This window comes from Pseudomonas sp. URMO17WK12:I9 (genome assembly GCF_900230165.1).
Taxonomy (GTDB): Bacteria; Pseudomonadota; Gammaproteobacteria; order Pseudomonadales; family Pseudomonadaceae; genus Aquipseudomonas; species Aquipseudomonas fulva.
Genome location: NZ_OCMQ01000002.1, coordinates 597,239 through 617,657, shown reverse-complemented (window position 1 = coordinate 617,657; position 20,419 = coordinate 597,239). Strand labels below are relative to the sequence as shown.

Genomic DNA, 20,419 nt, shown 5'->3' with positions numbered 1-20,419 from the left:
CATGCGTAAACCGCTGATTGCCGCTACTCTCGGCATGTTCCTGTTGGCCGACCTGGCCCAGGCTCAGACCTTGGTGGCCACCAGCAACATCATCGTGCGCGCCTTTGGCCGCTCGATCGACTTCACATCGGATACCACGACATCCATTCGCGATTCGAAAGTGGTACGTGAAGCTCACGACGATGCAGCCAGCTTCGTGGCCAGCGACGGCGATATCCGTGGCGCGCAACTGGAAGCGGCGTTCACGACGTTGCGCGAGCGTGTGCCGCAGGCACGCGATGCCAGTGACCAGGTATTGGCCGAAGCTATTCTCGCGCTGTGAAGTCACTGCGTGCCGGGTGGTTCGGCTGTCTTCTGACACTGCTCGGCACGCCCGCGCTTGCAGACTTGCACCTGGATCTGCAAACCGCCGACCTGACCCCGCAGCAGGTCAGCGCCAGCCAGGCGCTGCTCGACCAAGCGATGGCCAGCCTGCCACCCTCGTTCAAGCAGCGGCTTGATCGCACCGTCAGCGTCAGTTGGAGTGACCAGATGCCGCCTGACGCCTACGGCCAGGCATCACTGGTGTCCAGCCTGATGCTCAATCGGCGCCTGCTGCCCAGCCTTGCCGACGGCACCGCGACCACAGAGCTGACGCATCGGCCCCATGGCACTGTGCGCAACGAACTGTTGGCGACCGTGGTCCATGAGCTCACTCATATCTACGACCGCGCCCGGTTGTGGCCGGGGCAGCAGAACGCATTGCTCACTCGATGCAACCGCCTGCAAGGCACTGTCGGGAATATAGGCCTGCCCGGCGAATGCCGCGGCCAGGCGGGGCGACGGTTCACCCTCAGCGATGACCCACGCCTGCTGGACCTCGCCGGCTGGCCCCAGTACGTAGGCCGGCGCGGCGAGCGCGAACAGCATAACGGCCAGTTCGTGCGTAGCCCCGACCGCTACGAGCTGAGCAGCCCGAAAGAATACGTCGCGGTCAATATGGAGTACTTCCTTCTCGACCCCAGCTATGGCTGTCGCCGCCCCGCGCTCAATCGATACCTGACTCAACATTTTGGCTGGAGCCCTCCCCAGGACGCCTGCGCCAAAGGCCTGCCGTTCATCAATGCCGGTAGCGACTTCGCGCGCCAGCCGCTGGGTGAGGTCGACCCCGAGCGGGTGTACGAAGTGGATTACCTGCTGGCCGAGGCCAATCAGAACCTGGTCAGCCGCTGGGGGCACAGCATGCTGCGCCTGGTCATCTGCAAGCCCGGCCGTCCGCGAGGCCCGGACTGCCGCCTGGACCTTGATCAAAGCCTGGTGCTTTCGTACCGCGCTTTCGTCAACGACGTCCAGTTGTCCAGCTGGGATGGACTGGTCGGCGTCTATCCCTCCCGGTTGTTCGTGCTGCCGCTGGGGCAGGTCATCGATGAATACACCAAGACCGAACTGCGCAGCCTGGCCTCGGTGCCACTCAAGCTCAATCGTGAGGAGATCGAGAACCTGGTCCGCCAGGCCGCCGAAATGCACTGGAGCTACGACGGCAACTACTGGTTCCTGTCCAATAACTGCGCCGTGGAATCGCTGAAGCTGCTGCGTAGCGGTACCGCCAACCCAAAACTCAACGACCTTGACAGCATCATGCCCAATGGCCTGCTTGCCGTGCTCGACGGCCGTGGGCTGGCTGACACCAGCGTGCTGGACGATCCGCGAGAGGCACTGCGCCTGGGCTACCGCTTTGACTCGTACCGCGACCGCTACCAGGCCATGTTCGATGTGCTCAAGAAGCAACTGCCGGTAAAGCAAACCAAGGTAGAGGATTGGTTGGCCCTGGACGCCGAGCAACGCAAGCCCTGGTTCGACCAGGCTGACCTGCGCACCAGTGCCGCCTTGCTGCTTCTGGAACAGGCGGGCTTGCGACGGCAACTGCTGTTGGCACAGGACGAGGTCAAGCAGCGCTATCTCAATGCCGCAGCGCTCAAGGATGGTAGCGTCGACAAGGCCGATGCCACCCTCAAGCAGATGCTCGCCAACAGCGGTTTCCTGAGTCGCCCGGCGGAATTGCTCGACACCACAGGCTACGGGCTGCCGCAGCGAGAAGAGCGGGTTCACCTGGAAAAGGTCAGCAGCGAACGCCAGGCGCAGTTGCTGCGCTTGAGTACCAACCTGGACAAAGAGGTGAGGGCGCTGCTCGAACCTTCCCGGGCCAGGCAGATAGCGGAAGTTGAAGCCAACGTGAAGCACATCGGAGAGCATCTTCGCGCACTGCATAAGGCAGCGGGTGGGCTACAGCTGTAGCGGCTCAACAGCCCATCCACCCGCTTTACCTACCTTTTGTCACCCTTGATCGAGCGAAAGCTGGCTGAAAGCTTGCCCGCTTAGGATAGCCCCATTGCCGGCACAGACCGGTCAGCCAGGGCGAGGTACGTGCCGCGCCCGGCGCAACCAACAACAACAATGGTGATACCGATGCCTTTCCGTGCCCGACTTCTCTTAGTCCCGTCCTACCTACTCCACGCGCAGCGTCCTGCACGCTGACCCGCCCGAACCGTCCTCTTTTTCGTCGCGCCTCGCCTGGAGTATTGCCATGCTGACCTTCCTCGGCTTCGCCATGGTCGTCACGTTCATGTACCTGATCATGACCAAGCGTCTGTCGGCCTTGATCGCCCTGATCCTGGTGCCCATTCTGTTCGCCCTCTTTGGCGGTTTCGCCAGCAAGATCGGCCCCATGATGCTCGAAGGCATCAGCAAGTTGGCGCCCACCGGCGTCATGCTGATGTTCGCTATTCTCTACTTTGCCTTGATGATCGACTCCGGCCTTTTCGACCCTGCGGTGCGAAAAATCCTCAAGCTGGTCAAGGGCGACCCGCTCAAGGTGTCGGTAGGCACCGCCGTGCTGGCCCTGGTGGTATCGCTGGACGGTGACGGCGCTACCACCTACATGATCTGCTGCGCGGCCATGCTGCCCATGTACAGCCGCCTGGGCATGAGCCCGCGCATCATGGCGGGGCTCATCATTCTTGCCGGCGGGGTCATGAACATGACGCCATGGGGTGGGCCCACCGCGCGGGCGGCCAGCGCCTTGCACGTGGACCCTTCCGATATCTTCGTGCCCATGATTCCAGCGATGTTGTTCGGCGTGGTCGCGATCCTGGCCATCGCCTACCTGTACGGCAAACGCGAACGTGCCCGCCTGGGCGAGCTGCACCTGCCAACTGACGATATCGATCACAGCGACATCAGTGTTTCGCAATATCCAGAGGCACGCCGGCCAAAGCTGCTGTACTTCAATGGCGCACTGACCGCTGCATTGATGGCGGCCCTCATAGCCGGCCTGCTGCCGTTGCCAGTGCTGTTCATGATCGCCTTCAGCATCGCGATGATCGTCAACTACCCCTGCCTGCAACAACAGAAAGACCGTATCGCCGCCCACGCCGGCAGCGTGCTGGCGGTTACCGGCCTGATCTTCGCCGCAGGCATCTTCACCGGCATCCTGTCGGGCACGGGCATGGTCGATGCCATGTCCAAAAGCCTGCTGGCTGTCATTCCCGAAGCGTTGGGCCCGTACCTGGCGGTGATCACGGCGATCGTGAGCATGCCGTTCACCTTCTTCATGTCCAACGACGCCTTCTATTACGGTGTTCTCCCCGTACTGGCCGAAGCGGCAAGCCACTATGGCATCAGTCCGGTCGAGATGGCCCGTGCATCCATCGTCGGGCAGCCGGTGCACCTGCTCAGCCCGCTGGTACCCTCGACTTACCTGCTGGTCGCCCTGGCCGGCATCGAATTCGGGGATCACCAACGCTTTACGCTCAAGTGGGCAGTACTGGTGTGCCTGTGCATAATGTTCGCCGCGCTGACCATGGGCATTTTCCCGCTGTTCAGTAGTCTCTGATAACAGACCTCTCTCCACCGCAATGCGCCTCGATGCAGGCGCATCGCCCATACCGCTCAAAGGAAAACACATGGAATGGCTGACCAGCCCGGAAATCTGGGTTGCCTTCTTCACCCTGACCGCGCTTGAAATCGTTCTGGGCATCGACAACATCATCATGATCTCGATCCTGGTCAGCCGCATGCCCAAGCACATGCAGCCGCGTACCCGGATCTTCGGCCTGGCCCTGGCCATGGTCACTCGCATCATGCTGCTGCTGTCCATCACTTGGGTAATGCGCCTGACCGACGATCTGTTCGTGGTGCTAGGGCAGGGTATATCCGGACGTGACCTGATCTTGTTCTTCGGTGGCTTGTTCCTGCTCTGGAAGAGCTCGCAGGAGATCTACCACGGCCTGGAAGGCGAAGAAGAAAACGCCGACGAACCCAAGGGCTCTGGCGGCAAGTTCTTGTACACCATCATCCAGATCGCGATCATCGATATCGTCTTCTCCCTGGATTCGGTGATTACCGCTGTGGGGATGGTGTCGCACGTGCCGGTGATGATCGCCGCAATCATCGTCGCCGTGCTGGTCATGATGGCTTGTGCCGGTACCATCGCCGACTTCATCGACAAGCACCCTTCATTGAAGATGCTCGCGCTGTCGTTCCTGATCGTGGTAGGTACCGTGCTGATCGCCGAAGCATTCGATGTGCATGTTCCTAAAGGCTACGTTTATTTCGCCATGGCCTTCTCCCTGGCGGTCGAAGCCATCAACATCCGCATGCGTACGTCGTTGGCACGCAAGGCTGGCAAGGAGCACGAGGCCGTGAAGCTGCGCAAGGACGTGCCGGGTCAATAACCTCACACGTCACGGAGAAAAGGGCCCTGCGGGGCCCTTTGCGCATGCCGCCAGTACGTCCCAAGGATGTTTCAAAATGATGACAGCCATGCGAAGCTGGCGGCAGCGGCATAATAGAACTAAAGCTTGAACAGGCCTTTGCAAACGGCACTGCGCCCGCGTCTTTTCGACCGGCCACCTTGGCCGGTGCACTCAGGGGGCTCTCGTCATGCTGACCCTACTCAATCTGCTTTCGGCAGTCACCTTGCTGGTGTGGGGCACGCACATCGTGCGAACCGGCATTTTACGGGTGTTCGGTTCGGATCTGCGACGCATCATCGGCCAGAACATGGACAAACGCCCGCTTGCCTTCATCGCGGGCATTCTGGTCACTGCAATGGTGCAGAGCAGCAACGCAACCGCAATGCTGGTCACCTCATTCGTAGGTCAGGGCCTGATGGCCATGACCCCGGCGCTGGCCATCATGTTAGGGGCCGACGTGGGCACGGCGCTCATGGCCCGTGTACTGACCTTCGACTTGTCCTGGCTTTCGCCCCTGCTGATTTTCCTGGGGGTGATCTTTTTCCTTTCACGCAAGCAGACCCGTGCTGGCCAACTCGGCCGCGTCGGCATCGGCCTGGGCCTGATCATCCTGGCGCTGGAACTGATCGTCCAGGCAGCCGCCCCCATCACCCATGCCCAAGGCGTGAAGGTGCTTTTCGCCTCGCTGACCGGCGACATTCTGCTCGACGCCCTGGTCGGTGCATTGTTTGCCATGGTGTCGTATTCGAGCCTGGCCGCCGTCCTGCTCACCGCCACACTGGCAGGTGCCGAGGTGATCAGCCTGCCGGTGGCCATAGGCCTGGTGGTCGGCGCCAACATTGGTAGCGGCCTGCTGGCGTTCATCAGCACCAGCATGCAGAACGCCGCCGGCCGCCGCGTGGCGCTGGGCAGCCTGCTGTACAAGCTGATCGGCCTGCTGTTGATCATCCCCGTGCTCCACCCGCTGGTGGACTGGATGGACTCACTGAGTTTCAGTCCGCAAGAACTGGTCATTGGCTTCCACTTGCTCTACAACACGGCCCGCTGCCTGATCATGCTGCCTACGGTCAAGCCCATGGGAAGGCTGTGCAACAGCCTGTTGCCAGAGCGCGAGCGCGACAACGGGCAGATACGCCCGCGCCATCTCGACGCCTCGGCCTTGGAAACGCCCAGCCTGGCGCTGGCCAATGCTGCCCGGGAGACGCTGCGCCTGGGCGATATCGTCGACAACTTGCTTGAAGCCATGCTTGGCGCCCTGCGCGGCACTCAGGCTGCATTGCCTCAGCAGGTACGCGCACTGGGTGAGGATGCCGAGGCCCTGTACAGCGCCATCAAGTTATACCTGGCGCAGATGACCCGCGAGGACCTCAGCGAACACGACAACCGTCGCTGGGCCGAGATCATCGAGCTGGCCGTCAACCTCAAGCTGGCCTGCGACCTGATCGAACGCATGTTGCGCAAAGTCCAGCAGCAGAAGACAAGCCAACGCCGTGCCTTTTCTCAGATGGGGCTGGAGGAACTGACCGGATTGCAGGAGCAATTGCTGGCCAACTTGCGCCTCGGCCTCTCGGTATTCCTCAGCGCCGACCCGGAAAGCGCGCGTTTGCTGCTGCGCGAGAAACGTCGTTTTCGCGCCCAGGAACGGCGCCTGGCCCACGCCCATGTCAGCCGCCTGCAGCGCAAAGTGGTACAGAGCATCGAGACCAGCTCCATCCACCTGGAGCTTATCGCCGACATGAAGCGGTTGAACTCTTTGTTCTGCAGCAGTGCCTATGTGGTACTGGGCGGCTCGGACACGGGCGGGCTGATGCTCGACAGCGTGCCGGACGAAGCCCCTCTGCCGTGATGTCGCCGACCTGAGGACCCCCGCTCACCCATGCGTTGCCTGATGTTCGTCTGCCTGCTGATGTGTAGCTTCTGCTCCTTTGCCCTGGACCGCGCTCGCGTGGAGGGCTATCTGCTGCCCAACGGCCTGCAGGTCATCCTCAAGGACGGCTACGAACGCGACCATGTGTCCATTCGCCTGGTCGTGGGGGTGGGCCTGGACGACTTCGGCTGCGACCAGAAAGAGCTGCCGCACCTGCTGGAGCACCTGCTGTTCAGTGGGGTGGATGACACGGGCGAAGGGGGTCTGGAAGAGCGCCTGCAGGCGCTGGGTGGCGAATGGAATGCGTTCACGGGCAATGCCGACACCACGTTCGTGATTGAGGCGCCCGCACGCAATCAGCGCAAGGTACTCGATCTGTTGCTGTCGATCATTCGCGACACCCAGATCGACGCCAAGGCCCTGGCGACTGCCAAGCGCATCATCGAGCGTGAGGACGGTGGCCATTACGGGCACCTGCAGCGCTGGCTCGACCGGCAGGATATCGGCCACCCCGCCGGGCAGCAATTGGCCACGGAATTGGGCTTGAAATGCCCCGAGCGCTCCAACCTCGACGACATGACCCTCGAGCAGGTCCAAGGCCTGCGCGAGCGTTGGTACGCGGCCAACAACATGACACTGATCATGGTGGGTGGCCTTGACCGCCTGTTGCCCGCCTACCTGGAAAGAACCTTCGGCGAACTCCCGGCCACCGAGCCGGAAGACCGCCGTGATCTGGAATCGATCAGCCACGAGGCCAAGCAACGGCGCGGCCTGATGCACGGCTGGCTGGGCGATACCGCCAAACTCCACTGGCTGTTCATCGAGCCCGTGTTGGACAACGACCATCAGGCCACCCTGGATCTGCTCTCCCGTTATCTGGATTGGGCAGTGTACGACCAGCTGCGCCTGCGCAACGGCCTGTCCTACGGGCCCTCGGTCCAGCGCGAGAGCTTCGGTGATACCGGCCTGCTCAGCCTCAACGCCGACCTTGAGCGCGATGATATAGGAAGGGCCATCGAGGTCATGCGGCGCTTGTTCGATCATTTGCGCAAGCAGGGCCTGGACCCGGACACCTTTGCCCGCATCAAGCAAGCGAGCATCGCCAAGGAAAGTTGGGCAACCCAAGGTAACAGTGCCCTTGCCGATTATTACTGGGGCGCATTGAACGACTACACCGACGGCCGCTTCACCAGCCCTGTGCGTCAGCTGCGACGAGTGACACTGGAGCAAGCCAACCAGGCGCTCGAGCAGTTGCTCGCCCACGAAGGCTACATTCGTATCGAAAAACCGCTGCTTGGGTACGACGAGCTCTACGGTCTGTCGTTCCTGCTGGCAGGGTTGCTGCTCGCCGCGTGCCTTCTGCGCTGGCGTCGACAAACTCCTGACAAGCCAAGCGGTGCTACTCGGCACATGTGAAACGGCGGTATCCTTTCAATGCCCGCGTCGTGCATGCAAGGGCCGCCCCCTAGCCACTCCAAGCATTGCAGCCCCCATGCCCCCAATACCCAAGATCGCCCAGCGCATCATCGAACTGCTCAAACGCTATCCGGGCGTCATTGCCTTGGGGGGCTTTCTATCGGGTGTAGGCAGCTTCATCCTGGTCGACCGGCAGGCGGGGCTTGCCAGCTGGATCGCCGTCATGCTGCTGGTCAGCTGGGTCTGGCTGATGCTCGAAAGCACGCTCACTCGCCTGTTCACGCGTACGTTCAAGCGTGAAATACCCCAGCCGCTGTTGCGCTATGCCACGCAGATGATCCACCAGGAATCCCTGTTTTTCGTGCTGCCGTTTTTCTTCATCACTACCACCTGGAACAGCGGCCAGTCGATCTTTACAGGCTTGCTGGGCGCCGCCGGGCTGGTCTCGATCATCGACCCGCTGTACTACCGCTGGCTCGCGCCGCGGCGCTGGCTGTTCATGGCGCTGCACACCCTGACCCTGTTCGCCGCCTTGCTGACGGCCTTGCCGATCATCCTGCACCTCACCACCGCGCAAAGCTTCAAGCTGGCCCTGATCATCGCCATGGCCTTGTCCTTCCCAAGCCTGGTCAGCAGCTTCCCGGTCAGCAACTGGCGACGCGGTGTCGGCCTGGTGGTGATCACGCTGGCAGTCGGTGGCGGTGGTTGGTTGTTGCGCTCCTGGGTGCCGCCGGCCACCTTGTGGATGACCGAGGTCGCCGTGAGTACCGAGGTCATCAACCGTGAGCCGGGAGATTCACTGGATAAAATCGCTGCCAGCCGTATTCGCAGCAGCGGCCTGTACGCCTACACCGCCATCAACGCGCCGCGCGGCCTGAATGAGCGGATCTACCATGTGTGGCAGAAAGACGGGCAGGAGGTGGACCGTATCGCCCTGGACATTCACGGTGGGCGCAAGGAAGGCTATCGGGCCTGGACCCACAAGCAGAACTTCCCGCCCAACCCGGTGGGGCGTTGGCAGGTGAGGGTGCTGACCGAAGATGGCCAGGTGATAGGCGTACTGCGCTTCAAGGTAGTCGAGGATGGCGCCGCTTCATGAGCGACGCACCCTGTAGCACCTGAAACGCCGTTCAGCCAAAGAACCAGTAGCAAACGCAGATCGCTGCCACCACACCGGAAAACTCGGCCAACAGTGCACACCCCACGGCATGGCGCACCCGTTGAATGCCCACGGCACCGAAGTACACCGCGAGGACGTAGAACGTGGTTTCGGTACTACCCTGAATGGTCGCAGCGACCAAGGCAGGGAAGCTGTCCACACCCTGGGCCTGCATGGTCTCGATCAGCATCGCCCGTGCGGCACTGCCGGAAAACGGCTTGACCAGGGCAGTTGGCAGCCCTTCGACGAAGCGCGTATCCAGGCCCATCCAGTTCACCGCATGGCGAATACCGTCCAACGCCACCTCAAGCGCCCCTGATGCGCGCAGCACACCGACCGCCACCAGCATCGCCACCAGGTAGGGCAGCAGGCTCTTGGCAACGTCGAAGCCTTCCTTCGCCCCTTCGACGAACGCTTCGTAGACCTGGACCCGCTTAAGCGCGCCGATGATCAAAAAAACGATGATCACCCCGAACAGCGTGAGGTTGCCCAGGATTGAGGACAAGCTGGCCAGCGCAGCTGCCGACAACGTGCCGAGAAAGGCCATGAAGCCCCCCAGCAGCAACGCACCGGGCACCAGGTAAGCCAGCACCACAGGGTCCCATAGCCGCAAACGCTGCATCACCGCGACCGACAGCAGCCCTACCAGCGTCGACACACTGGTGGCCAGCAGGATAGGCAGGAACACCATGGTTGGGTCGGGCGCGCCTTGCTGAGCCCGGTACATGAAGACGGTCACAGGGAGCAGGGTCAAGGAAGACGCATTGAGCACCAGGAACAGGATCTGTGCATTGCTGGCCGTGGTGCTGCTGGGGTTGAGCGTCTGCAGGGCACGCATGGCCTTCAAGCCGATAGGGGTAGCAGCGTTGTCCAGGCCCAGACCGTTGGCCGCAAAGTTCATGGTGATCAGCCCCAGCGCGGGGTGCCCAGGCGGCACTTCTGGCATCAGCCGTGCGAACAAGGGGCCCAACACCTTGGCCAGCCATTCGACGATACCCGCCTGCTCGGCAATCTTCAGAAAGCCCAGCCACAGCGTCAGGGTGCCGAACAGCAATACCATGACCTCGACGGAAAGTTTCGCCATGGCGAAGATGCTTTCGACCATGGCCGCGAAGATGCCAGCGTTGCCACCCACTAGCCATTGAGCCATGGCAGATATGGCCGCTACCAGGAAAAAGCCGAGCCACAAGCCGTTGAGCATTCACGTACCTCCCCCGAAATGCCCGAATCATAACGTATCGAACACCGCCCTGGCTGCGGCCCGCCGTGAGTGTAGATGCCGCAGACAACAAAAAGCCCCGACATGTCGGGGCTTTGTGTCCAACAGGCTTAGCCTCAGCGCTTGGCTGCTTCACCCACCATGGCAGCTTCAGGCTTCTCGGCGATCAGCGAGGCGTAGTACAGCTCGCCCTTGGCTGCGTCGTACATACCTTCCCAGCGGGAGATGACCAGCGCGGCCAGGGCATTACCGATCACGTTGAGTGCCGTGCGGGCCATGTCCATGATGCGGTCGACACCGGCAATGAACGCCAGACCTTCCAGCGGGATACCCACGCTACCCAGGGTGGCCAGCAGTACCACGAACGAAACACCCGGTACTCCGGCAATACCTTTGGAGGTCACCATCAAGGTCAGTACCAGCAGCAGCTGCTGGCTCCACGACAGGTCGATGCCGTAGAGCTGGGCGATGAAGATGGCCGCGATGCTCTGGTACAGGGTAGAGCCGTCGAGGTTGAACGAGTAGCCGGTAGGCACCACGAACGAGCAGATCGATTTGGGCGCACCGTATTTCTCCATCTTCTCGATAACCCGTGGCAGGACGGTTTCCGAGCTTGAGGTGGAGTAGGCCAGGATCAGCTCATCTTTCATGATGCGCATGATCTTGATCACCGAGAAGCCGAACAGGCGCGCTACCAGCCCCAGCACCATGAAGGCGAAGAAGGCGATGGCGAAATACACCAGCAGGACCAGCTTGGCCAGTGGCAGCAATGAGCTGAAGCCAAAGTTGGCAACGGTCACCGCGATCAGCGCGAACACACCGATCGGCGCGTACTTCATGATCATGTGAGTGACTTTGAACATGGTTTCCGATACGGCCTGGAAGGTGCGTACCAGCGGATCGCGCAGCTCGGCTTGCAGGCTGGAGAGGCCAAGGCCGAACATGACCGAGAAGAAGATGATCGGCAGCATCTCACCGCGCATCAGCGCCGCGAAGATGTTCGACGGAATCAGATTGAGCAGGGTCTCGATGAAGGCATGCTCATGCTGCACCTCGGCGGCGGTCGCCTGGTACTTGGAGATGTCCACGGTGCCGAGGGTGCTCATGTCGATGCCGGCGCCCGGATGGAACAGGTTGGCAAGCACCAGGCCCACGACAATGGCGATGGTCGTGACGACTTCGAAGTAAAGGATGGTCTTCAGGCCAATACTGCCAAGCTTCTTGGCGTCGCCAACCCCGGCGATGCCCACGATCAGCGATGAGATCACGATCGGGACCACGATCATCTTGATCAGGCGAATGAAGATATCACCAGCAGGCTGAAGGACGTTGCTGATCCACCAGGCCTTTTCCGCACTGAAGTGGTTCAGGAGCGCGCCGATTGCAACGCCCAAGACCAGACCGATGACGATCTGCCAGGCGAGGCTCAGTTTTGCCTTCTTCATGTCTTTACCCTTTGTTGTAGTGGTCATGTCAACTAACGGCTACCGGAAAACTGTGGAAACAACCCCGGGCGAATGCGCCGATCAGCGACGTGTTGTAAGGACAGCGCAGACGAGCGCAGGGCTCGGTCGGCGAAAAAGGCCGCAACTATTGCGATGGGAAAGAGGGAAATCTAATGCCGGAAACGCATACCCCATACCGATCAAGCATGGGAAAGTGGAGGCATTTCGAGGGAAATAACTGACATGCGGTGCGCCGTTCGGAAACCCGAATAGGACATAAACGCCAAATGGCGGCTGGAATAGTCGCAAAAGCACGTAGGAAAAATCAGGTTGTTCGACAATCCGAATGCTTCAAACGCAGCTCGTATTGATAGCACGGCTGAGGAAAAAAAAGACATGCGGTTGAGACAAAATGTGTCCCGAGAGGGAATTCGTGCATCGTGCACTGATATTTGGATGGCTCCTCGGAAGCCAGGTCCACCCTGAAGATCGTTCAGGGCTCTACTGACCTGGAACTTCCGATTCTGCCTTACCTGACCCGGCCCAACAGGTGGAGGCACTCCCTGTACCCCTAGGCCACTCCGATCCTGTAGCGATCAGAACAGCCCGGCCCCTTGGTCATGTGCTGCTCCTCCTCGGAGCGGCGCATCATAGAAGGCTGCAAGCCTACGGCCGTTCAGCTTCTATTTCATGACAGTGCCGGACCTGAACCACACTGGTCTTGCGACTCAGTACCAGTTCGGGTCCTGCTTGAGTTGCTCCTGAAGCAGGGCTTTCATGCCATCATCAGGTTCGCCAAGCCACCGGTACTGCGCATGGCGGGTAGGCGACTTGTCGCTGGGCAGGCCTTCCGGTACCTCCACCAGCATCCCGTAGGCGTCATCCTTGTCCCAGCTGAATGCCACGATCAAACGCTTGTAAGTGCATTTTTCCGCGGCTTCGCAGAGCGGGCCCACGAGGTACTTATTACCGTCTTCCGTGACCGCCGACATCTGCTGAGGCGAACTCCCCGTGAGGTTCAATACCCAATCGGGCAGGCGTTCTTCGCCTTTGACAGCATCCTGCCAAGATTCCCGGTATTCGGCATCGCTACCCAGCAATTGATCGACGCGTTGCTGGCCATCATTGGCCGCAAACGCTGCTGCAGTGGCGCTCATCATCAGAACGCCAGCTACGGCATTGCGCAACAGCCTGCTCATCTGCGACCGCGTCCAAAGAAGAACGAAGCCACGAAAAGAACCAGGAAGACGATGAACAGGATCTTGGCGATACCCGTTGCAGCGCCAGCGATACCACCAAAGCCCAGAACTGCAGCGACGATGGCGATGATGAGGAAAGTGATAGCCCAGCTCAGCATGGTGATTCTCCTTTGTTTTTCAAAAGCAGGGTGATCAGAACACCCAACGGTCCTGTGGTACGACATGTTCAACGGTTGCAGGGGACTCGGCCTTACCCTTCGATGGCAGCGGCTCGGCTGCCTGAACGAGGTTACTGGCGCGGGTGTTCTGGATCTGCGACAGCAGGGCGGTTTGCGCCGCTACCTGATCGGCCAACCGGGCGGTTTGCACACTGTAGTAGAACAGCCCTGCTGCCAAGGTCAGCATGACCGCGATGCCAAGCGACATGATCTGACGCAGTGGCAGGGCGGTAACTTGCAAACGGTTGACAGATGGGCGGTTCATGCCGGCTTCTCCTGCTGTAATTTTTGTCCAGACTTGAACAAGTAATTGCAGCCTGCGTGCCAGCTTTCAAATTAGAAAAAATCCTTATTTTTCAATGATTTAAAAGATTGAACCATTAGGACCTACCACGTATCCTGCACGATGCACCCTGGGGGGCCGTGCGAAATGCACGATCACCCCTCAACCTTGGTTGCCACCTTGAGCATGTCGGCATCTACGCCACGTACTCCGATGATCTGCCTGGCGATGTCCATCGCGATATTTTTCTGCTCGGGGCTAACGACTTCGCCGGAGAGTCGTACCAAGCCATCCTGGCTCACCACCTTCAGATTCAGCCCGTCGAGGTTGCGGCTGAAGCTGTAACTGCTTTGGACTTTATCCACGATCCAGGCATCGCTTGGCTGTGGTCCGCTCGGGGCATCCACGGGCTGGCCCTTGGCTTTGATCATGGCGGCGGTGTCCAGGCTGATCAGGTTGTTGACCAGGTACACCCCCTCGGTGGTACGTGCCACGACGCCCGCAAGCTCCTTGGCCTCGGGATTGTCTACCCGACCCCGGAGCGTGATGACACCGCTGTCACTTTGCACTTCTATAGATGCCTTCTCGGTCAGGCGGCTCCACAACAGCCGTGACCGTATGACCGCCGTCAGCGTCACGTCTTCCGTGCGCCGGGCATAGGCTCGCAACGCCAGCGGTCGCTCAACCAGCTCAGGATTGACCTTTACCTGATTGTCGACCTTCTCGATACCTGAAGTGGCCAAGGCCACTTCCTCGACCAAACGGCGCTCAACCTCATTTTCGACCTCCCCAGCCAAACGCGCCGATGCGCCGTCGACCTCAACGGTGATCCGATAAGGGTTGAGGATCCGGTTCAGGGACACTGCCGTCTGCAGCGAACCTTCCAAGCGAGCATCGTGAACAGGATCTCCACTCGCCACAGCGACGAAGGGCAGCAAACTGACCGCTAGCGCAAGCGCGCGAAAGGGGAAGGGCATGTCGTACTCTCCTTTTGTAGGCAAAATCTGAAACTCTTCGCAACCAATGTGCCAACCACCCTCTCTAAGCAAATCGCCAGTCCCCCGGGACTTTTGAGCATGCTGGTCGACTCGCTGGCGTGCAAAGGGCAGAATCCTTCAGAATTGACCATGCAACTTGCCCGATTTTTCCCACACTAAACAAAGATATTTCCCAAAGGAGCGCAGGTACATGGAATCAGCCCAGGACAAGCAAGGCCGCATTCTGCTGGTGGATGACGAGTCCGCGATCCTGCGCACCTTCCGCTACTGCCTGGAAGACGAGGGCTATAGCGTGGCGACCGCCAACAGCGCCACTCAGGCGGAGAGCCTGCTGCAGCGCCAGGTGTTCGACCTGTGCTTCCTTGACCTGCGCCTTGGCGAAGACAATGGCCTGGACGTGTTGGCCCAGATGCGCGTTCAGGCGCCGTGGATGCGTGTAGTCATCGTGACCGCCCACTCCGCCATCGATACAGCGGTCGATGCCATCCAGGCCGGCGCCGCCGACTACCTGGTCAAGCCTTGCAGTCCTGACCAGTTGCGCCTGGCCACAGCCAAGCAACTGGAGGTGCGCCAGCTTTCCGCCCGCCTGGAAGCCTTGGAAGGCGAAGTGCGCAAGCCCAAGGATGGCCTCGACTCCCACAGCCCGGCCATGATGGTCGTACTGGAAACAGCCCGCCAGGTGGCAACCACTGATGCCAACATCCTGATCCTGGGCGAATCCGGGACCGGCAAGGGTGAGTTGGCTCGCGCCATCCACGGCTGGAGCAAGCGCGCACGCAAGGCCTGCGTGACCATCAACTGCCCGTCGCTGAATGCCGAGCTGATGGAAAGCGAATTGTTCGGTCACACGCGAGGGGCCTTTACCGGCGCCAGCGAAAGCACCCTTGGCCGAGTCAACCAGGCGGACGGCGGCACCTTGTTCCTCGATGAAATCGGTGATTTCCCCCTGACCCTGCAACCCAAGTTGCTGCGCTTTATCCAGGACAAGGAATATGAGCGTGTTGGCGACCCGGTCACCCGCCGGGCCGATGTGCGCATTCTCGCCGCCACCAACCTCAACCTTGAAGAAATGGTGCGCGAGGGTCGTTTCCGCGAAGACCTGCTCTACCGCCTGAACGTCATTACCTTGCACCTGCCGCCCCTGCGCGAGCGCAGTGAAGACATCCTCACGCTTGCCGACCGCTTTCTGGCGCGCTTCGTCAAGGAATACTCAAGGCCGGCCCGCGGTTTCAGTGAGGAAGCACGTGCAGCGCTGCTCAATTATCGCTGGCCGGGCAACATTCGCGAATTGCGTAACGTGATCGAGCGGGCCAGCATCATCTGCCCCCAGGAAAAGGTCGAGATCAGCCATCTGGGCATGGGCGAGCAACCGGCCAGCAACGCGCCGCGCGTAGGGGCCGCCTTGAGCCTGGATGAGCTTGAGCGCGCGCACATCGGCGCTGTGCTGGCCGCCAGCGACACGCTCGACCAAGCCGCCAAGACCCTCGGGATCGACGCATCGACCCTGTATCGCAAGCGTAAGCAGTACAACCTGTGAAGTGGCCGACCATGAAGCTGCGCACGCGGCTCTTTCTCAGCATCTCGGCGCTGGTCACGGTCGCCCTGTTGGGGTTGCTACTCGGCCTGGTCAGTGTCCTGCAGATGGCTTCGGCCCAGCAGGCGCTGGTTCGCGACACCAACCACTCGCTGGATGTAGGGCTAAAGCTACGCCAGAACCTGGGTGAGCAGCTTATCCTGCTGCTGGATACGGACACGGCTCCAGGTCAGTTGCAAACGCTGCAAGACGACTTCCAACGCCTGCTCGACCAAGGCCTGGCCGACGGTGGCCAGCGGCCAGGGTTCAGCGAAGCCCGCGACCACTACCAGGCATTTCTCGAGGCTTACCACGCCACCCCGGCGCCCTCGCGCAGCCTGGCCGTGGACCAGCCACTGGGCGCCGCATTCAATCAAGTGCGTACCGACCTGATCGATTCCCACAAACAAGCGCTGGCCAACATCGCTCGCAGCGAAGAACAAAGCCGTGCCCGCGCACTGCTGGTAGGCGGCGTGCTGGGCCTGATGGGCCTGGTGGTCCTGGTTTTGGGCTTCATCACGGCCCACAACATTGCCCGCCGATTCGGCCAGCCCATCGAGGCCCTGGCCAAGGCAGCCGATCAGCTGGGCAAGGGCAATTTCGATGTCACACTCCCGATCACTCAAGCCAGCGAACTGAACCAGCTCACGCGTCGCTTCGGGATCATGGCCGACGCCCTGCGCAAGCACCAGGCCACCAATGTCGACGAATTGCTCGCCGGGCAGCAGCGCCTGCAAGCCGTGCTCGACAGTATCGATGATGGCCTGCTGATCATCGACCGACAGGGCCTGCTTGAGCACCTGAACCCGGTTGCTCAACGCCAACTGGGCTGGAACGACAGCCGCGTTGGCAGCAGCCTGGCCGAAGCCCTGGAACGACCTGAACTGGAACAGCAACTGTGCCAGGTGCTACGCGGCGGCAGTCTGGACCGTCAACCGGACGACCTTCACATCGACGTTGACGAGGAAACGCGTCTGCTGACCTATAGCTTGACGCCCGTCAGCCATCCTCAGGGCCCGATCCTGGGCGCCGTGATGGTGCTGCACGATGTGACCGAACAGCGTGCCTTCGAGCGGGTGCGCAGCGAGTTCGTGCTACGCGCCTCCCACGAGCTGCGTACGCCTGTCACCGGTATGCACATGGCGTTCGGCTTGCTGCGCGAACGGGTCAAGTTTCCCGAGGAAGCGCGTGAATACGATCTGCTGGAAACCATCGGCGAAGAAATGCAGCGCCTGACCCAGTTGATCAACGACCTGCTCAACTTCAGCCGCTATCAAAGCGGTCTGCAAAAGCTCGAGCTGGCGCCCTGTGCCATCGATGAATTGCTGGAGCGGGCGCAATTGCGCTTCGCCGATCAGGCGGGCCAGAAGCAGATCGAACTGGTCTTGGCCCTGGAACCGCCACTGCCGCGCATCCAGGCTGACGTTGCTCAGCTCGACCGCGTGCTGGACAACCTGCTGCACAATGCGGTCAGGCACACCCCCCAGGGCGGGCGCATCCGCCTGCATGCGCGCCGCCATGCCGAACGCGTGATCATCAGTGTCGAGGACACGGGCGAGGGTATCGCCTATGGTCAGCAGGGCCGCATCTTCGAGCCGTTCGTGCAAGTGGGCCGCAAGAAGGGCGGGGCCGGCCTGGGACTGGCCCTGTGCAAGGAAATCGTGCAGTTGCACGGTGGGCGCATGGGCGTCTTCTCGCGACCAGGTGAAGGTACCCAGTTCTACCTGGCCCTGCCGGTCTGACGCTCGCAAGGCCTGTCAGGCCTGTCTGCCCCGTGGCAACTTATCCCGCGTGACCAGCTCGGCAAACTGCCGGGCCGTCAGGGCCTTGGCGAACAGCCAGCCCTGGCCGTACTTCACCCCTTCGCCAAGCAGCAGCAGCGCCTGGTCCTCACGCTCGATACCTTCGGCGATCACCCGTAGATGCAGGTCGTGGGCCATGCGGATGATATGGGGTGCCACACCGCTGCTGGCGGCATCGTGGCCCAGCGCATCGATGAATGCCTTGTCGATTTTCAGGCAATCCACGGGCAAGGTCTGAAGGTAGGCCAGGCTGCAATAACCCGTGCCGAAATCGTCGATCAGCACTTGATGGCCCTCGGCGCGCAACGCTTGCAGGTTTTCGCGCGCCACCACCACATCGATCAGGCCCCGTTCGGTCACCTCGAAAGCGATCTGCCTCGGGGCCACCCGGTGCAGCGCCAGCAGGCGCGCCGCCACTTCCCCAACACGCGGAACCATCACGTCGCACGCCGCCAGGTTCACCGAGATGTAGAGCATGGGCCTTGAGCGCAACAGAGGGCCGAGTTGCTCAAGGACGCGTCGCAGGACGAAGTCGGTGATTTCACGGATCTGCCCGGTATTCTCGGCCAGCGGTATGAACAGCTCAGGGCTGGTCAGGCTGCCATCGGGACGACGCCAGCGCACCAATGCCTCGGCGCCGACACAGCGCCTGCTGTCGAGCTCGAAAATCGGCTGGTAGAGCACTTGCAGCTGGCCACGACTCAGCGCTTGCTGAAGCTCGGAGCTCATGGAGCGTCGCTGTTGAGCCAATTGCAGGACCAGCCAGCCAATGCAACAAGCTCCCAGTACGCTGCCTGGAAACAGCAGCCACAGGGCGCCATTCATGCGCAGGGGGAGACTTGCGCGTGGTGCGATCAGAACCAACTGGTAATCAGGAGACTTGGTGGGCATGCGATAGATGAGACGATCGCTGAACTCCAGCAACGTTTTGTGACTGGTCGACCACACAGAAGGCGGTGGCCACACCTGGGGCGGGCCCAGCACCGGGATCGCCCGAGCACCGTTGTCCAGCACGACCAACAAGCTCCCGCCCGGAGGCAAATCCACTACATCGGTCAGATGCCCACGGGACGTGGACACCAGAAACCGGCCACGCCCCAACATCAGGGCGGCAAGGTTTTCGTCGGGCTCGGTGGTGGTGTTGAGCCAGTAGCTGTAGACCGGCCCTTTAATGTCTGGTGGGCGCAGCGGCACGAAAGCCCGCTCGTCACCTCGGTTCGAGCAGGCAACATTACCGTCGACATAGGCCGCCTCGTAAATGAACCGTGAACTCAACCCGATCTGCTGCAAGGCCGTCAGCATGGCGGGGCCGCAGCCACGCAAAGGTTGCGTCTCCAATAAGTCCACACCTTCGCGCAACTGCCCGAACACCTGTTCCAGTCGTTCCAGAAAACGCTCGCCCTGAGCATTCATCTGTTCGCTTTCACTTTGCTTCATCTGCTGCAACGCAATGGCGATGCTGGCGGTTAGCAATAGGGCGGCACTGGCGATTGCCGCCAAAGCGGCAAGCATCCAGGGGCGGTAGAAAAATTGGCGCAAGGCCGCTAGGCGATCAGGCATCGAAGGCATCCAGTTGATTACCAAGGTATAGCAACTCAATGGACAATTACCTTTGCCGTTTAGCGCTTCGCTTGCGCGAGGACCAAACGGCAGCCGTCAACGCTTTACCGCATGCGGTTGAGCACCTCGAGCATGGCGGCCGTCTGCGCATCGGGCTGGCCGTCGAAGCGTTGAGGTCGGAAGCGCATCTGGAACGCCGCGATCACGTGCCGAGTCTGGACATCGAGCACGCCCGTCTGCTCGATGGCGTAGCCAAATCGGGCAAGCGCCTGCTGGTACCATCCAACCGTAGGAGGATTGACCTCGAAGTAGGCCTGCTGGCGAGCCACGCTAGAGGCGTCAGGCCACACACCCAGGCCGGCGTCGGCCAAACGTTTCCACGGGAACAGCGGGCCGGGGTCCTGCTTGCGCAGTGGGGCGATGTCGCTATGGCCAATGATGTGCCGTGGCTCGATGCCATTACGCTTGACGATATCCTTGAGCAGCGCGATCAGCGACTGGATCTGCGCTTCGCTGTAGGGGTGCCATACCCGCCCGGCAGGCGTATCGGTAAAGCCAGCGTTGACGATCTCGATACCGATGGACGATGAATTCAACCAGGTTCTGCCTTGCCACTGGCTGTCGCCAGCGTGCCAGGCCCGCCTGCTTTCATCCACCAATTGGTAGACAGTTGCGGGGCCATCACCGATCAGGTAGTGGCTGCTGACCTCGCCATGGGTCAGCAACGCCAACGAGCGCTCCAGTGAAGCATTGGTATAGTGCAGCACCACGAACTGAATGCGGTTGTCTTGGTTGGCTGACGGGTGGCTGCGGTCGATGCGCAAGCCCGTGGAGCAACCGGCGACAGTCAGCAGCAGCAGGGTGATCAGTGATTTTTTCAGCGTGGAAAGCACGGCAGTGGCCTCAGCGAATGAGCGCTACAGTATAACGCTCTCCCCGCATCTGCG

The 20,419-nt window shown here is 61.0% G+C and carries 17 protein-coding genes; 9 read left to right on the top strand and 8 right to left on the bottom strand.

The window, feature by feature from the left end; translation table 11 throughout:
• Position 1 precedes the first annotated feature (1 nt).
• The 7 genes from CRP40_RS07540 to CRP40_RS07510 all read left to right on the top strand — a co-directional run bounded on the left by CRP40_RS07540 (position 2) and on the right by CRP40_RS07510 (position 9,115).
• A complete protein-coding gene (locus CRP40_RS07540) occupies positions 2–322 on the top strand; it encodes a DUF2388 domain-containing protein (RefSeq protein WP_023532340.1) in 321 nt (106 codons plus the stop codon).
• Complete coding sequence (locus tag CRP40_RS07535; RefSeq protein ID WP_027913218.1) at positions 319–2,274, top strand: DUF4105 domain-containing protein; 1,956 nt, start codon at positions 319–321, stop codon at positions 2,272–2,274. Before CRP40_RS07540 ends, CRP40_RS07535 begins: the two co-directional genes overlap by 4 nt.
• Positions 2,275–2,563: 289 nt before the next feature.
• A complete protein-coding gene (locus tag CRP40_RS07530) occupies positions 2,564–3,871 on the top strand; it encodes a CitMHS family transporter (protein WP_027913219.1) in 1,308 nt (435 codons plus the stop codon).
• Between the two features lie 70 nt (positions 3,872–3,941).
• Positions 3,942–4,712 (top strand): TerC family protein, encoded by a 771-nt coding sequence (locus CRP40_RS07525; RefSeq protein WP_027913220.1) that lies wholly within the window; start codon positions 3,942–3,944, stop codon positions 4,710–4,712.
• Between the two features lie 208 nt (positions 4,713–4,920).
• Positions 4,921–6,579 (top strand): Na/Pi cotransporter family protein, encoded by a 1,659-nt coding sequence (locus CRP40_RS07520; protein WP_027913221.1) that lies wholly within the window; start codon positions 4,921–4,923, stop codon positions 6,577–6,579.
• A 30-nt stretch (positions 6,580–6,609) separates the two neighbouring features.
• Positions 6,610–8,016, top strand: a complete 1,407-nt coding sequence (locus tag CRP40_RS07515; RefSeq protein ID WP_027913222.1) for a pitrilysin family protein — start codon at positions 6,610–6,612, stop codon at positions 8,014–8,016.
• 76 nt (positions 8,017–8,092) lie between these two features.
• On the top strand, positions 8,093–9,115 hold the full coding sequence (locus CRP40_RS07510; RefSeq protein WP_027913223.1) for a DUF5924 family protein: 1,023 nt from the start codon (positions 8,093–8,095) through the stop codon (positions 9,113–9,115).
• A gap of 31 nt (positions 9,116–9,146) precedes the next feature.
• Here CRP40_RS07510 and CRP40_RS07505 read toward each other — a convergent pair whose 3' ends face one another.
• The 6 genes from CRP40_RS07505 to CRP40_RS07480 form a co-directional block, all read right to left on the bottom strand.
• Positions 9,147–10,376, bottom strand: coding sequence for a spore maturation protein (locus CRP40_RS07505; protein ID WP_023532681.1), 1,230 nt, complete (start codon positions 10,374–10,376; stop codon positions 9,147–9,149).
• Between the two features lie 134 nt (positions 10,377–10,510).
• Positions 10,511–11,839: a glutamate/aspartate:proton symporter GltP gene (gene gltP, locus CRP40_RS07500; RefSeq protein ID WP_023532821.1), complete on the bottom strand. Its 1,329-nt coding sequence runs from the start codon at positions 11,837–11,839 to the stop codon at positions 10,511–10,513.
• A gap of 728 nt (positions 11,840–12,567) precedes the next feature.
• Positions 12,568–13,038, bottom strand: a complete 471-nt coding sequence (locus CRP40_RS07495; protein ID WP_027913224.1) for an inhibitor of vertebrate lysozyme family protein — start codon at positions 13,036–13,038, stop codon at positions 12,568–12,570.
• Positions 13,035–13,196 (bottom strand): DUF1328 domain-containing protein, encoded by a 162-nt coding sequence (locus CRP40_RS07490; RefSeq protein WP_023532363.1) that lies wholly within the window; start codon positions 13,194–13,196, stop codon positions 13,035–13,037. Before CRP40_RS07490 ends, CRP40_RS07495 begins: the two co-directional genes overlap by 4 nt.
• Positions 13,197–13,230: 34 nt before the next feature.
• Positions 13,231–13,521, bottom strand: a complete 291-nt coding sequence (locus CRP40_RS07485) for a hypothetical protein (protein ID WP_027913225.1) — start codon at positions 13,519–13,521, stop codon at positions 13,231–13,233.
• Positions 13,522–13,694: 173 nt separating this feature from the next.
• Positions 13,695–14,516, bottom strand: a complete 822-nt coding sequence (locus CRP40_RS07480; RefSeq protein WP_027913226.1) for a BON domain-containing protein — start codon at positions 14,514–14,516, stop codon at positions 13,695–13,697.
• A gap of 211 nt (positions 14,517–14,727) precedes the next feature.
• On the opposite strand from CRP40_RS07480, the gene algB reads away from it, so the two are divergent.
• The gene (gene algB, locus CRP40_RS07475; RefSeq protein ID WP_027913227.1) at positions 14,728–16,074 is read left to right on the top strand and encodes a sigma-54-dependent response regulator transcription factor AlgB; all 1,347 of its coding nucleotides are present in this window, start codon (positions 14,728–14,730) and stop codon (positions 16,072–16,074) included.
• 11 nt (positions 16,075–16,085) lie between these two features.
• Entirely contained in the window at positions 16,086–17,852 is a 1,767-nt protein-coding gene (locus CRP40_RS07470) for a KinB sensor domain-containing domain (protein ID WP_033694889.1), read from the top strand.
• Between the two features lie 15 nt (positions 17,853–17,867).
• Here the strand turns inward: CRP40_RS07470 and CRP40_RS07465 are convergent, their stop codons facing one another.
• Together CRP40_RS07465 and CRP40_RS07460 are read right to left on the bottom strand one after the other, a co-directional pair.
• Complete coding sequence (locus CRP40_RS07465) at positions 17,868–19,472, bottom strand: EAL domain-containing protein (RefSeq protein WP_027913229.1); 1,605 nt, start codon at positions 19,470–19,472, stop codon at positions 17,868–17,870.
• A gap of 104 nt (positions 19,473–19,576) precedes the next feature.
• Positions 19,577–20,365, bottom strand: coding sequence for an N-acetylmuramoyl-L-alanine amidase (locus tag CRP40_RS07460; RefSeq protein WP_027913230.1), 789 nt, complete (start codon positions 20,363–20,365; stop codon positions 19,577–19,579).
• Positions 20,366–20,419 lie beyond the last annotated feature (54 nt).